Source organism: Streptomyces sp. FXJ1.172 (genome assembly GCF_001636945.3).
GTDB lineage: Bacteria > Actinomycetota > Actinomycetes > Streptomycetales > Streptomycetaceae > Streptomyces.
Genome location: NZ_CP119133.2, coordinates 923252 through 937340 on the forward strand (window position 1 = coordinate 923252; position 14089 = coordinate 937340).

The 14089-nt window shown below is 69.5% G+C and carries 15 protein-coding genes; 11 read left to right on the forward strand and 4 right to left on the reverse strand.

Going from position 1 to position 14089, the window contains the following annotated elements; translation table 11 throughout:
- The first annotated feature begins 107 nt into the window (after positions 1-107).
- Positions 108-1073 carry an Lrp/AsnC family transcriptional regulator gene (locus tag A6P39_RS04510; RefSeq protein ID WP_067039254.1) on the forward strand — a complete coding sequence of 322 codons (966 nt, stop codon included), beginning with the start codon at positions 108-110 and terminating at the stop codon, positions 1071-1073.
- A gap of 97 nt (positions 1074-1170) precedes the next feature.
- Here the strand turns inward: A6P39_RS04510 and A6P39_RS04515 are convergent, their stop codons facing one another.
- Positions 1171-2037, reverse strand: coding sequence for an alpha/beta hydrolase (locus A6P39_RS04515; RefSeq protein WP_067039253.1), 867 nt, complete (start codon positions 2035-2037; stop codon positions 1171-1173).
- 42 nt (positions 2038-2079) lie between these two features.
- Complete coding sequence (locus A6P39_RS45385; protein WP_067039252.1) at positions 2080-2352, reverse strand: hypothetical protein; 273 nt, start codon at positions 2350-2352, stop codon at positions 2080-2082.
- Between the two features lie 283 nt (positions 2353-2635).
- Here A6P39_RS45385 and A6P39_RS04525 point away from each other — a divergent pair, with 283 nt between their 5' ends.
- The 8 genes from A6P39_RS04525 (at position 2636) to A6P39_RS04560 (ending at position 11200) form a co-directional block, all read left to right on the forward strand.
- Positions 2636-3655 carry a sugar ABC transporter substrate-binding protein gene (locus A6P39_RS04525; RefSeq protein WP_067039251.1) on the forward strand — a complete coding sequence of 340 codons (1020 nt, stop codon included), beginning with the start codon at positions 2636-2638 and terminating at the stop codon, positions 3653-3655.
- Entirely contained in the window at positions 3655-4731 is a 1077-nt protein-coding gene (locus A6P39_RS04530) for an ABC transporter permease (RefSeq protein WP_067039250.1), read from the forward strand. The genes A6P39_RS04525 and A6P39_RS04530 overlap by 1 nt, the downstream gene beginning before the upstream one ends.
- An 8-nt stretch (positions 4732-4739) precedes the next feature.
- A complete protein-coding gene (locus A6P39_RS04535) occupies positions 4740-5666 on the forward strand; it encodes an ATP-binding cassette domain-containing protein (protein ID WP_067039313.1) in 927 nt (308 codons plus the stop codon).
- Positions 5667-5724: 58 nt separating this feature from the next.
- Entirely contained in the window at positions 5725-6582 is an 858-nt protein-coding gene (locus A6P39_RS04540) for a sugar phosphate isomerase/epimerase family protein (protein ID WP_067039249.1), read from the forward strand.
- A gap of 193 nt (positions 6583-6775) precedes the next feature.
- Positions 6776-7972 (forward strand): Gfo/Idh/MocA family protein, encoded by a 1197-nt coding sequence (locus A6P39_RS04545; RefSeq protein WP_067039248.1) that lies wholly within the window; start codon positions 6776-6778, stop codon positions 7970-7972.
- A 39-nt stretch (positions 7973-8011) separates the two neighbouring features.
- The gene (locus tag A6P39_RS04550) at positions 8012-9010 is read left to right on the forward strand and encodes a sugar phosphate isomerase/epimerase family protein (protein WP_067039247.1); all 999 of its coding nucleotides are present in this window, start codon (positions 8012-8014) and stop codon (positions 9008-9010) included.
- Between the two features lie 174 nt (positions 9011-9184).
- Entirely contained in the window at positions 9185-10282 is a 1098-nt protein-coding gene (locus tag A6P39_RS04555) for a baeRF2 domain-containing protein (RefSeq protein WP_275883803.1), read from the forward strand.
- Between the two features lie 273 nt (positions 10283-10555).
- Positions 10556-11200 carry a protein-L-isoaspartate O-methyltransferase family protein gene (locus tag A6P39_RS04560; protein WP_067047279.1) on the forward strand — a complete coding sequence of 215 codons (645 nt, stop codon included), beginning with the start codon at positions 10556-10558 and terminating at the stop codon, positions 11198-11200.
- Between the two features lie 5 nt (positions 11201-11205).
- On the opposite strand, the gene A6P39_RS04565 is transcribed toward A6P39_RS04560, so the two are convergent.
- Positions 11206-11658, reverse strand: a complete 453-nt coding sequence (locus tag A6P39_RS04565) for a YbhB/YbcL family Raf kinase inhibitor-like protein (RefSeq protein WP_067047348.1) — start codon at positions 11656-11658, stop codon at positions 11206-11208.
- 113 nt (positions 11659-11771) lie between these two features.
- Between A6P39_RS04565 and A6P39_RS04570 the strand changes: the two genes are divergently transcribed.
- On the forward strand, positions 11772-12305 hold the full coding sequence (locus tag A6P39_RS04570; protein ID WP_067047276.1) for a nucleoside-triphosphatase: 534 nt from the start codon (positions 11772-11774) through the stop codon (positions 12303-12305).
- Between the two features lie 158 nt (positions 12306-12463).
- Positions 12464-13612 (forward strand): hypothetical protein, encoded by a 1149-nt coding sequence (locus A6P39_RS04575; protein ID WP_331454093.1) that lies wholly within the window; start codon positions 12464-12466, stop codon positions 13610-13612.
- Between the two features lie 126 nt (positions 13613-13738).
- Here A6P39_RS04575 and A6P39_RS04580 read toward each other — a convergent pair whose 3' ends face one another.
- Complete coding sequence (locus A6P39_RS04580) at positions 13739-14080, reverse strand: hypothetical protein (RefSeq protein ID WP_067047270.1); 342 nt, start codon at positions 14078-14080, stop codon at positions 13739-13741.
- Positions 14081-14089: the final 9 nt, after the last annotated feature.

Sequence of the window (14089 nt, forward strand, 5' to 3'; positions counted from 1 at the left end):
CTTTGGCTGTGTCGATCGGGACAGAGGCAACGCTGCGTCGGCCGAGCCGCCCGGGCCAGAGACCGGCTCGATTGCGTTGATATCTGACACCGAATAACCTCGGCTCGGTGGAATCCGACTACGACGAGCTGGATCGTCGGCTCGTGCACGCTCTGCAGATCGACGGCCGTGCCCCGTTCAGCACCATCGCCGAGGTTCTCGGCGTGTCGGATCGCACCATCGCCCGCCGGTACGCCCGGTTGCGTTCGGCCGGGGCGGTACGGGTGCTGGGCGGGGTCGACCCAACCGTGCTGGGCGCCGTCCTGTGGCTTCTGCGGGTGCGATGTGCGCCCGCCGCGTCGCTCCCGGTCGCCGAGGCACTGGCCAGGCGCCCCGACACGTCCTGGGTGAGCCTCAGCTCCGGCGGCACCGAGATCACCTGCGTGGTCCGGACCGAGAGCGAGGCGGACAGCGAGGCACTGCTGCTGGCCAAACTCCCCGGCACCCCGCGCGTGGAGGGCGTGACCGCGCACTCCGTGCTGCACGCCTTCTACGGCGGCCCGGACAACCTGGTCGGAAAACTCGGGTCTCTGGACGCGGAGGCGATCGAGCGACTGCGCCCGCCTGCGATGCCGCATCGACCAGGACCGGTGCGGCTCGACGACAGTGATCGCAAGCTCCTCGCCCTGCTCGCCACCGACGGCCGGGCCGGCTTCGAGCAGTTGGCCGCGGCGACCGGCTGGTCGCCGACGACGGTCCGGCGCCGGATGACGGAGCTGCGCGAACACGGCCTGCTCTATCTCGACATCGACGTCGACTGGCGCATGTTCGGCGTGAACGCCCGAACCCTGCTCTGGCTCTCGGTCGCCCCCGCACACCTGGAGGAGGCCGGTCAGGCACTGGCCGGGCATCCGGAGATCGCGTTCGCCGCCGCCACGACCGGCCCGACCAACCTGTACGCGAGCGTGGTGTGCACGAACCAACGGGAGCTGTACCGGTACCTGACCACCCGGGTCGCCGCACTCCCAGCCATCGCACACCTCGAAACGGCACCAGTGATCAGGACCGTCAAGCAGGCAGCGAACCAGACATAGCAACCGACCAGCCCCAGTGGCGACTACACAGCCCACAGGAGCTTGCGAAGAAGGCTGTGGAGGCCGCAGACGGTCGCCTCAACGAGACCGCCGCGCCTCAGCCCACCGGTTGGTCCGGGCGATCATCCGACCGCGACAACCAGCGGAGGGCATCGGGAAGCAGGACCCCGCCGTGGTTGGGACTGTGGCCGCCATCGCCCAGGACGAGGCGGAAGTCGTAGCCGGCCTCCGCGAGCGCGGCCGCGACGCGCAGGTTGTCGGCGAGCCAGTTCGCCGTGGACTCGTTCCAGCGCAGATCACGGTGGCCCGCTTGCATGAAGATCCGCAGCGGCTTGCGAGGGACACGGGAGATGAGTTCCGGGTATGGGTTGCCGCCTGGCATCTGCGTGAAGCTGGACAAGTACCCGATCACCCGGCGGAACTTGTCCGGGCACAGCCAGGCTGCGGTAAAGGCGCAGTTCCCGCCACTACTGCCACCGCAGATACCCCAACGGTCGGGGTCCTCGGTGATCGAGTAGTGCTTCGTGACCTCAGGGATGATCTCGGTCAGGAGAAAACGGACGTACCGATCGTCGTAGGCGTCGTACTCGGCATTGCGGTTCTTCGGATCCACAGCATCCGGGAAGACACCCGGGTCGACGAACACGCCGATGGTGACCGGGATGTCACCGCGGTGGACGAGATTGTCCAGAACGATCGCGCCGCGGATCTCCCCTTCAGGGTCCAGGTACCACCATCCGTCCTGGAACACCATCAGCGACGCAGGCTCCGAGGGGTCGTGCCGCGCGGGCACATGCACCCAGAATTTCCGTGACGTTCCCGGGTAGATCGCGCTGTCGCTCCAGTCGAACTCGATCGTCTCGCCGACGGGTACGCCCGGCTGCACGCTTGAGTCGGGCCCATGGGCATAGCGCACGTCTGACTGGTGAATCGGAAGCGGCTGGTAGGGCACCTCGATCGTCACGCGGGCCAACCTAGGAGAGATCACCAACGGTCTCAACGGGGTTTAATACTCGACGGTTCCCGACGCCCACGGCAAGACTCTGCCGGCCACCCATCCGTGGGTGCGGTCAGCAGAGGCGTCCGCGTCGTCCTCGCTGCGGAACGCCGGCAGGGTTTCCACCGCGGTCCGCTCGTCCCGGCGGCGCGTGGCAGTGCTGAGCACGAGGTCGTAATCCACCTCTTCGGCCGCAGTGTGGAGGTACTCGACCAGCTCGGCCTGAAGTGGATCCGGCTTCGTCCACCTGCACCTCCCGCGGCGAATCTCCTCGTGCAACACCCTTGACACCCTGGCGAAACGCGGCCGATAGTACCAGCACTTAAAGCGCTTCAAATTGTCCTGACGTTCCAACGAACAGCGAACCAACGCCCTCGAAAGCGCGATCAGCCACCTCTACTGCCCGCGTGGACGACACCCTCAGGCGCCACCCGCTCCTGAACCCGGCCGCACCCGCCTCCGTCCCCCCGCCTCAGTGGAGCAGCGGCCAGAACCCCTCCTGTCCGCCCACCCCCGCCGCGGCGGCAGTCATCCCCTCCCCTATGCCCAGCGAGGTACGCGCAACATGAACCGCACATCCCTCAGCCGCCCCCGCAGATCCCTCCCCGTGGTGGCCGTCGCCGCCGCGGCCGCACTCACCCTCGCGGGCTGCTCCAGCGCCCACGGCGGGAAGAAGGCCGAGGAGAACGCGGCCGGTGTCTCCGCGGGCAAGGCCACCACTCCCCGCATGACAGTCGCGATGGTGACCCACGCGCCCTCCGGGGACACCTTCTGGGACGCCATCCGCAAGGGCGCCGAGGCCGCCGCCGCCAAGGACAACATCAAGCTCATCTACTCCAACGACGAGAACGCCGGCAGCCAGGCCAACCTGGTCCAGAACGCGATCGACCAGAAGGTCGACGGCATCGCCGTCACCCTCGCCAAGCCCGACGCCCTGAAGGCCTCGGTCGCCAAGGCGGAACAGGCCGGCATCCCGGTGGTCGGCCTCAACGCTGGCCTCGCCGTCTGGAAGCAACAGGGCCTGCTGTCGTTCTTCGGGCAGGACGAGTCCGTCTCCGGCCAGGCCCTCGGCACCAAGATCAACGGCACCGGTGCCAAGCACGCCCTGTGCGTCATCCAGGCCCAGGGAGACGTCAACCTCGAAGAGCGCTGCGCCGGCGTGAAGAAGACATTCAGCGGCACGATGGACATCCTCTACGTCAACGGCACCGACATGCCGTCCGTGAAGTCCACGATCACCGCCAAGCTCAAGCAGGACTCCTCGATCGACGAGGTGGTCACGCTCGCCGCCCCCGTCGCGCTGACCGCCGGGCAGGCGGTGTCCGAGTCGGGCTCCAAGGCGAAGATCGCCACCTTCGACCTCAACAAGGACCTCGTCTCCGCCATCAGGAACGGCACCATCCAGTTCGCCGTCGACCAGCAGCCCTACCTCCAGGGCTACCTCGCCGTCGACGCCCTGTGGCTCTACAAGAACAACGGCAACTTCAGCGGCGGCGGCCAGCAGCCGGTGCTCACCGGCCCGGCCTTCGTCGACAAGTCCAACGTCGACAAGGTCGCCGGGTTCGCCGCGAAGGGCACCCGGTGATGAGCATGACCCAGCAGGCCGCGCCGGCGGTGACCACACCGCCGGCCTCCGGCCCGAAGGACAGGGACGGCCGCACCACCCAGCGCCCCCTGGCCCTCCGGCTGCTCGCCCGCCCCGAGGTGGGGGTCCTCCTCGGTGCCGTCGCCGTGTTCGTCTTCTTCCTGGTCTCGGCCCCGGCGGTCCGCGACGGCGCGTCGATGGCGAACGTCCTGTACCAGTCCTCGACCATCGGGATCATGGCCCTTCCGGTGGCCCTGCTGATGATCGGCGGCGAGTTCGACCTCTCCGCGGGCGTCGGTGTGATCACCTCGGCACTGACCGCCAGCATGCTGAGCTACCAGCTGAGCATGAACATCTGGGTCGGCGTGATCGCCGCTCTGGTCTTGTCACTGGCGATCGGATTCCTCAACGGCTGGCTGCTGGTGAAGACCGGACTGCCCAGCTTCTTGATCACTCTGGGCACGTTCCTGATCCTGCAGGGTGTGAACCTCGCGGTGACCAAGCTGGTCACGGGCAACGTCGCCACCGACGACATCGGCGACATGGACGGCTTCGACCAGGCCAAAGCCCTCTTCGCGTCCTCCTTCGACGTCGGCGGCGTGACCGTGAAGATCACGGTCGTGTGGTGGCTGGTCTTCGCGGCTCTGGCCACGTGGGTGCTGCTGCGCACCAGGTACGGCAACTGGATCTTCGCCGTCGGCGGCACCAAGGAGAGCGCGCGGGCCGTCGGCGTCCCGGTGAACTTCACCAAGATCTCGCTGTTCATGCTGGTCGGCTTCGGTGCCTGGTTCATCGGCATGCACCAGCTCTTCTCCTTCAACACCGTGCAGTCCGGCGAGGGCGTCGGCCAGGAACTGATCTACATAGCGGCAGCCGTCATCGGCGGCTGTCTGCTCACCGGCGGCTCCGGCTCCGCGATCGGCCCCGTCTTCGGCGCCTTCATGTTCGGCATGGTCCAGCAGGGCATCGTCTACGCCGGCTGGAACCCCGACTGGTTCAAGGCCTTCCTCGGCGTGATGCTGCTCGGCGCCACCCTGATCAATCTGTGGGTCAGCCGCACGGCGACCCGGAGGTGACCCACCCCGTGACAACCACCCCGAAGGCCTCCTCGCCCGGCGCCGTCCTCGCCGACACCCCGCCCGACACCCCGCCCGACACGGACGCGGCGATCGTCGAGCTGCGCGGCGCGGGCAAGTCCTACGGCAACATCCGCGCCCTGCACGACGTCGGCCTCACCGTCCACCCGGGCAAGGTGACCTGTGTGCTCGGTGACAACGGCGCGGGCAAGTCCACCCTGATCAAGATCATCTCGGGGCTGCACCAGCACACCGAGGGAGACTTCCTCGTCGACGGCACCCCGGTGCGCTTCTCCACCCCGCGTGAGGCCCTGGGCCGCGGTATCGCCACCGTCTACCAGGACCTGGCCACGGTCCCGCTGATGCCGGTGTGGCGCAACTTCTTCCTCGGCTCGGAGATGACCAAGGGCCCCTGGCCCCTGCGCCGCCTGGACATCGCCCGCATGAAGGAGACCGCGGACCAGGAGCTGCGGAACATGGGCATCGTCCTGGACGACCTGGAACAGCCCATCGGCACCCTGTCCGGCGGCCAGCGCCAGTGCGTCGCCATCGCCCGCGCCGTCTACTTCGGCGCCCGCGTCCTCATCCTCGACGAGCCGACCGCCGCGCTCGGCGTCAAGCAGTCCGGCGTGGTCCTGAAGTACATCGCCGCAGCCCGCGACCGCGGCCTCGGCGTCATCTTCATCACCCACAACCCCCACCACGCCTACATGGTCGGCGACCACTTCAGCGTCCTGCGCCTCGGCACCCTCGAACTCTCCGCCTCCCGCAGCGAGGTCAGCCTCGAGGAACTGACCAACCACATGGCCGGCGGCGCCGAACTCGCCGCACTCAAACACGAACTCGCCCAGGTACGAGGCGTCGACACCGAGGAGCTGCCCGAGGAGGACGACCTCACCGCACCCGTGGCGACCTCTCCGGAAGACACCGCCTGACAACAACGGCTTCCGGCCCCCCGCACGTCCAGCTACCGACCGGAAGGCATTCCCCCCTATGAAGATCGCGCTCGATCCCTACATGATCCGCAACGTCCCGCTGCTCGAACTCCCCGCGGTGGTGGCCGAGTTGGGCTACGAGTGGATCGAACTCTCCCCCCGGGAGGACTTCATCCCCTTCTTCCGGCACCCGCGCGTCGACGACGCCACGGTGCGGAAGTTCCGCAAGGCGCTGGACGCGGCCGGCGTCGGCATCTCCTCCATTCTGCCCCTGTTCCGCTGGTCCGGCCCGGACGAGGACGCCCGGCAGGCAGCGGTCCGCTACTGGAAGCGGTCCATCCAGATCGCCGCCGGCCTCGGCGTGGACAGCATGATCTCCGAGTTCAACGGCCGCCCCGAGGACTGCGACCGCAGCGAAGCGCAGTTCTGGAAGTCGATGGACGAACTGCTCCCCCTCTTCGAGCAGGAGGGCATCAAGCTCGCCCTGGAACCCCACCCGGACGACTTCATCGAGAACGGCTACGACGCGATCAACATGATCCGGGGCATCAACCACCCGGGCGTCAGCTTCCTCTACTGCGCCCCGCACACCTTCCACATCGGCAACGACGCCCCCGGCATCATCAAGTACGCGGGCGATCTGCTCACACACGTCCACCTCGCGGACGCCTTCGACCACACCGCGTCGTCCGGCAACCGCTACATCCTCAACCCGCCCGGCACACCGGCCCGCGTCCATCAGCACCTGGACATCGGACAGGGCGAGGTCGACTTCGCCGAACTCTTCCGTGAGCTGCGTGCGAACGGCTTCGACGGCACGCTCACCGCGTGCGTGTTCGCCTGGGAGGAACGCGCCAGGGAGTCGTCCGTCTTCATGCGGAGGAAGATCGACGAGTACCTGGCCGTCCATTCCTGACTGACCGGTACCGCCGCCGAGTCGCGTCGGACCGGGGGCGGCGCAGGGGCCCTGTGGCCAGCCCCTGCCAGGACCGTTCCCGAGACCCGGGGCCGCTCGATGGAGGACATCGAGTCCCACTTCCGACGGCAGTACGCCGCCTGATCACCTCCCTCCCCCCCTCCTCGTGCAAGACGCTTTGAAAGGCACTGCCATGACCACGTCCGCCAAGCCCCTGTCCGTCGCGGTGATCGGGGCCGGTATGGCCGGCCGCAGTCACGCCGCCGGGTACCGCAACGTCAACACCGTCTTCGGGGCCGGACTGCCGCCCGTCCGGCTGGCCGCGATCGCCGACGCCAACGTCGCCCTCGGGGAGGACGCCGCCCGCCGCTACGGCTTCGAGAAGGCGCTGCCGAGCTGGGAGGCCGTCGTCGAGGACCCGACGATCGACGCCGTCAGCATCGTCGTCGGCAACGCCCTGCACCGGCCGATCGCCGAGGCGTTGGTCGCCGCGGGCAAGCACGTGCTGTGTGAGAAGCCGCTCGCCGGATCGCTCGAAGACGCCCGCGCCATGGCCGAGTTGGAGCGCGGCACCGACCTGGTCACCGCTGTCGGCTACACCTTCCGGCGGGCTCCCGGCATCGCCGCGATCCGCGAGCACGTGCAGCGCGGCGAGCTGGGTGACCTCACCCTGTTCAGCGGCCGGTACTGGTGCGACTACGCGACCGACCCGAAGGGGCCGCTGAGCTGGCGGTTCAAGGGCGGTCCGGGTTCCGGTGCGCTCGGTGACGTCGGCTCCCACGTGATCGACGCGGCCGAGTACGTCGCCGGGCCCATCGCCTCGGTGTCCGGAGCCTCGCTGTCGACGCAGATCGCCAAGCGTCCGCTGCCGCTGGGCGCGGTCGCCGGGCACAACGCCGCTCCGGTGTCGGACGAGTTCGGCGAGGTCGAGAACGAGGACACCGCCTCCTTCACCATCCGCTTCCAGTCCGGACTCGTCGGCACCATCTCCGTCACCCGCACCGGCTTCGGGCTGCCCAACGGGCTCGCCTTCGACGTCCTGGGCGTCGGCGGCCGGGCCGCGTTCGACCAGCACCGGCCCGCCGAGTACCTCTTCGACGACGACCAGCCCGAGGCCCGTACCCGCGGCGCCCGGCAGGTCATCGCCGGACCCCAACTGCCGTACTTCGCGGGTGGCGTCCCGATGGAGGCGCCGGGCGTGGGCGCCAGCAACGCCGACAACTTCACCTACCAGACCCGCGCATTCCTCGACCAGGTCGCAGGCGTCGCCGAGCCGCTGCCGGCCTGCGCCACCTTCGCCGACGCGCTGCGCACGATGGAGATCATCCAGGCCGTCGTCCACTCCTCCCGGAGCGGCGGCGCCGTCGTCGACGTGCCGCCCGCCGCCTGACCAGTCGTCACGCCGGACCCGTAGAGAAAGCAGAGAACCATGGCCCTCAAGCTCGGCGCCTACACCGCCTGTCTGCACGACCGTACGCTCACCGACGCCCTCGACATCCTCAAGGCGAACGGGCTGACCTCCGTCGAGGTCAACACCGGCGGCTTCATCCCCTCGCCGCACTGCCCGGTCGACCTGCTGCTGTCCTGCGCCAAGGCCCGCGAGGAGTACCTCGCCACCTTCGCCGACCGCGGCATGGAACTGACCGGCCTCAACTGCAACGGCAACCCGCTCAACCCGCTGCCGGGAGTCGGCCCCAAGCACGCCGACGACCTGCGCCGCACCATCCGCCTCGCCGGCCTGCTCGGCGTCAAGCACGTGGTCACCATGTCCGGCACGCCGGGCTCCGACCCCGACGCCAAGTACCCGTCGTGGGTCGTCAACCCCTGGGACGGCGTCTACATGGACGTCCTCGACTACCAGTGGGGCGTGGCCCTCGCGTTCTGGAAGGAGATCGACGCGCTCGCCCGCGAGAACGACGTCAAGGTGGCCATCGAGATGCACCCGCACAACCTCGTCTTCTCCCCCGTCACGCTCAAGCGGCTGGTCGACGAGGGCGGTCTGACGAACGTCGGTGCCGAGATGGACCCCTCCCACCTGATGTGGCAGGGCATGGACGTCATCAAGTCCATCAAGTGGCTCGGCCCGCTGGTCTTCCACGCCGCCGCGAAAGACGCGACGCTCTGCCCCGGCGCCGACATCCGCGGCGTACTGGACACCTCGTTCACGCGGGTGCCCGCCGACGCCGAGGGCAAGGTGCCGACAGGGTACGGCTTCTGGTGCAACGCATGGCCGCAGAACCCCGCCTGGAAGTTCGTCGCCGTCGGCCTCGGCAACGACGTCCCCTTCTGGACCGAGTTCCTGGGCGCGCTCGCCGAGATCGACCCCGACATGGCCGTCAACATCGAGCACGAGGACGCCGCCTACTCACAGACCGAGGGACTCGCCCTGGCCGCCAAGAACCTCCACAGCGCCGCGGCGGGCCTGTGATCCATACCCCGGGTGCGGTGATCCGCCGGACGGGCCCCAAGCACCTGATCACCTGGGTCGTGCGACTGCCGTCGGCAACGGATCAGTGACTCATACCGCTGTGCGCTCGTCGCGTTCCATCGCCGCCGGGGCGCGCATCATCAAAGGAAGGGAGACCATCGACGAGGAGTGGCGATGAGGTTGTCGTTCCTTGAGCCCCTCTACGCGGAGCCGGGACCGTTCGCCTCCGTGTACCTGGACACCTCCCGGGACGTCGAGCATCCCGAGCGGGCGATCGCGCTGCGCTGGCGGCGGCTGCGCGAGAGTCTGTCCCGGCAGGGCTCGGACCGGGCGCTGCTGAACGTACTGGAGGAGGTGGTCGGCGCCGACACAGACGTGCCGGGGGTGCACGGTCAGGCCGTCTTCGCCGCCCACGGCGCGCTCGTCCTGGACGGTGAGCTGCCCAGGCCGCCCAAGCACGACTCCGCGCGCTACAGCACCCTGCCGGACGCGATGCCCCTGGTCACCCAGCACGTTCCGGAGATCCCCTACATGGCCGTGGTCGTCCACTACGGCGGCCGTCCGACCGCCGAGACCCATGGTTGGGTGACTCTGGAGGCGGAGACCGGCACCTGGCCCGCGTCCACCGTCACTCCGGGTGAGCGGCTGCAGCGCAGGGTCGCGGTGGCGACCTGGCACCACGCCTCCGTCCGGCTCGGTCACCGGCTGGACGAACGGGCGCGGCGCGCCCATGCCGACGCCGTCGTCGTGGGTGGGGACGAGTGGGCGTGCAACGTACTGATCCGCCGCCTGCCGCGCACCCTGCGGGACAAGGTCGTACGCGTGGGCGGCCGGACCCCCACCGACACCGGACGCGCCCTGTTGGAGCCGCAGCTCGACGGCGTCTTCCGCGGCCGCATGGCCGCGCACGACCGGGACCTCGTGGACATCTTCATCGGCCGGCGTGCCCTGGACGGACCCGTGACGGACGGGCTGGCCGCCACTGTCGCCGCCCTCCAGCGCGGCCAGGTCGCGGCACTGCTGCTGAACCGACCGCCAGAGTCTTCGCTGCGGCTCTGGGCGGGCTCCCAGCCCACCCAGCTCGCCCTGACCGAGGCGGAGCTGAAGTCCTTCGGCGTGCGGGCCCCGCGCGAGGAACGCGCCGCCGAGGCCCTCGTCCGGGCGCTCGTCGGCACCGGTGCCGAGCTGGTCGTCGTACCGGAGAGCGAGGTGAGGCTCTACGAGGGCGTGGGTGCCCTGCTGCGGTACACCGACCCGGGGACCCCGTCCTGACGCCGACGCGCCGTGCCTCCCGGATCACGGGTCGCCCCTTGCGCCCCGTCCGCCCCGGATCGCGCGGCGCGCGGGACACGCCGACACTGGGCTGAAGCGGCGGCGCGGCGTAGGAGCGGCGGAGGGGGCACATGGACAGAAGCAGGAGCGGCGCGGAGGAGACAGGCGTTTCGATCACCCCGTCGTCGGGCGGCGAGCACGATCACGCCGTGCGGCTTCTGGAGCGCACCAGGACCGGGGCCGCTGGTGCCACCCCTACGGCCCCACGGTCCGATGGCCCATGAAGGGACCCCCGAGGACCTGGTCCGCGCGGCCCACGCCGTGGGGGTGACCGACGCCCGTCTCCTGGAGGCCGTACGGAGCATCCCCCGGGCGGAATTCGTCCCCGCGGACGAGGTGGCATCCGCGTACCGGGACGCGCCCGTTCCGCTCCCCCACGGGCAGGTGACCACCCAGCCCTCGCTGATCGCCATGATGGTCTCCGCCCTCGGCCTGACCGGAGACGAACAGGTCCTGGAGGTCGGGACCGGATACGGCTGGCAGACCGCGCTGCTGGCCCGCTTGGCCGCGTACGTCGTCAGCGTCGAGCGCTGGCCCGACCTGGTCGACGAGGGCCGCCTGCGGCTGGCCGGGCGCGGCGTCGGCAATGCCGAGATCGTGCTCGGCGACGGGACCCTCGGGATGCCGGCCCGTGCCCCGTACGACGCCGTCGTCGTCTGTGCGGCCTTCCCGCGAGTGCCTGAGCCGCTCGTGGACCAGCTCCGCACCGGTGGCCGGCTCGTGCAGCCGGTCGGGCAGGGCGGACAGGAGCGCGTCGAGCTGTACGAGCGGGGTGCCCGGGGCCTGGTGCACCGCAGGACGGTCACCTGCGCCCGGTTCGTCCGGCTGTACGGCGCCCATGGCTACGACCAGCGGTGACGCGCTCAGCGCTGATAGGTCCCGACCAGGGTGCCGGAGGCCAGCTCCCTGCCCTTCAGGGCACGGTGCACGTCCTCGACGCCCGGGTGGTCGTGCAGCGGCAGCGGCTCGGACAGGGCGTACAGGCGGAAGAAGTAGCGGTGCGGCCCGTGTCCCGGTGGAGGCATCGGCCCTCCCCAGCCCACGCGGCCGAAGCCGTTGGGCCACGGCAGGCCTCCCTGCGGCTTCTGGCCCTCCGGCGTCCCGGTGGTCCCCGGATCGATGCCGGTGACCAGCCAGTGCAGGAAGGTCGTCCCCGGCGCGTCCGGGTCCTCGCACAGGAGCACCAACTCTGTGGCCTCGTGGGGCACCCCCGACCAGGTCAGGGGCGGTGAGATGTCCTCGCCCTCCCCGCTGTACCGACGGGGGATCACTGTTTTGTCGTCGAAGGCGGTGCTGCTGAGTTCAATTCCGCTCATGCGCGCCGCCATACCCGCAACGGCGACACCGGCACCGGTCCGCACCCCAAAACCCCCGTTCAGCCGAGCCCGCCCGGGCCGCCTCCGGAAGCGGGGGGGGTGAAGATGGCGGTGTGCCGACAAGGATCCTTCTCGAGAGCCGCCCCGGCGCGGGCAAGACGACCGCCCTGCGTCGGCTGGCCGCGCTGCTGCCCACCGATGTGGCCACCGGTTTCACCACCGAGGAGATCCGGCAATCCGGCGCCCGCGTCGGTTTCGCCCTGGAGACCCTGGCAGGCCGGCGGGAGGTGCTCGCCCATGTCGACCTGCCCGGTCCGCCGCGGGTCGGGAAATACGGCGTCGACCTGGGCGTCATGGAACGGCTGGCGCTGCCGTCGCTTCGGGCGGCAGCAACCGAGGCGGCCACAGGACGGCTGGTGCTCATCGACGAGCTGGGGCGGATGGAACTGGCATGTACGGCGTTCCGGCACGCGGTCGACGCGCTGTTCGCCGCAGAGGTCGACATCGTCGCCACGGTCCACCTGCACCGCGATCCGTTCACCGACGCCCTCAAGCGGCGCGCCGACATCGAGGTCGTCCAGCTCACTCCGGCAAACCGGGACGTCCTGCCGGGGGAACTCGCGGCACGGCTGCAGCAGTCCCACTGAGCATCGTCACCCTCTGCCACCGGACCACTTTGACAGGCGGGACCAGCCCACTGAACTGCTGCGCGCGGACAATGACTCATCATTTCACATGGCGGCGGTCAGAAATCGGCCTGCGGCGGCCAAGGCCCCGATGGCAAAATGCCACGATGGAATTGATCTTGCGCGCCGCCAGTGAACTGCTGGATGTCGAGCTGTCCGGTCCGGTCGACCTGGGTGGCAGCTCGCGCAGCACCGTGTTGCGTTGCGAGACGGCCGACGGTGGCACTGTCATCGTCAAGGCGTTCAGCGATGAACCGGAGTCCCTGCGCTGCTTCACGGCTGAGGCTGCCGGGCTGTCTCTCGGGATCGCCGGTCCCGAGGTTCTGGCTGTAGACGCCGACGTTCCCTTGCTGGTGATGGCGGATCTCGGGAACGCTCCTACCCTGGCGGACGTTCTGCTCGGCAGCGATCCGACCGTCGCGGAAGACGGGTTGCTGGCCTGGGCCAGTGGACTCGGGCGGCTGGCCGCCGAATCGCTGCACCGGCGCGCCGATCTGACGCGGCTGTGGTCCCGGTACGACAAGGGCGTGCCGTCCTGGGAGGACGAGCCGTGGATCGCGCAGAACGCCGCTGCTCTGCTTGCGCTGCTCGACAGTGCCGGAATCGCAGCTCCGCCGGGCCTTGCCGAGGAGTTGGCCCGGATCGGGACAGCGGGCGGGGAGGAGTATCCAGCCTTTACCCCGGGTGACACCTGTCCCGACAACAACCTGCTCACTTCGGAGGGGCTGCGGCTGATCGACTTCGAGGCGGCCTGCTACCAGTCGGTGTTCCTGACGGCAGCGTACTGCCGGATGCCGTTCTCCAGTTGCTGGTGCGTCTTCGCCCTGCCGGCCGAGATGGCCGCGGAGATCGAGCAGGCCTATCGCGCGGAGGTCGTCGGTGTGTATCCGGCACTGGCCGAGGACGAGGTGTGGCAGGCCGGCATGCGGCAGGCCATAGCGGTCTGGACGGTGGACGCGACGGTGCGGCTGCTGCCTCGCACCGTGGAGGATGGGCCGCTCCACCCGACTCGTCGACCGGCCCCGACGAGGCGCCAGGTGCTGAGGCATCGCTGGGAGATGGCAAGCAGGCTGGAGGAGTTCCCGGCCTTCGCGGAGACAATGCAGTTGCTGTTGCGTGATGTCGGCGGCGGCTGGGAGGAGGCCCCGCTGCCGGGGTATCCGGCTTTCGGGAACCGAGGGGCGAGTGGTTCGTCTCAGGCACCGGTTGATGGAACCCGGCACACGAGCGGGTCCCACAGGTCGGCAACGTGCTCACTCGGTGCGTGACACCCGCTCCAGGCGTCACCGCTCGAACAAGGTGCGAGTTCGAACGAGCTGTCGGTGGCAGGGCCGGGTGGCCGGAGAGACTGACTCTCCGGCCACCCGGCAGGCTCGTGTTCGCCTTCGGTTGGGTCACTGACAGCGGTAGGTGACCTCGGGGCTCTTGATCTTGACGTCGCCGGGCCCGTCGGTTTCGGAGATGACCCGGTACTGGCTGTTCGGTTCGCAGCCGTAGCTCGGGTGCAGGTCGATCTGGCGTCCGGTGCCCCGCTGTTGGTCCAGAACGCGGTCCGGGATGGGGAAGTGGTGCATCTCGATGAGCTTGACGATGATGGTGGCCGTCGGGCTGCAGTCCCAGCGTCGGCCGTAGCCGGTGATGGTGTGGTTGGCGTAGGTGGGAGTGTCGGCGGTCAGGTGGCAGTCCCCGGAGGGCGCGGCCGGGGGCTTGGCGGCGGCGTGGGCGCCGCTTGACATGTGTCGTTG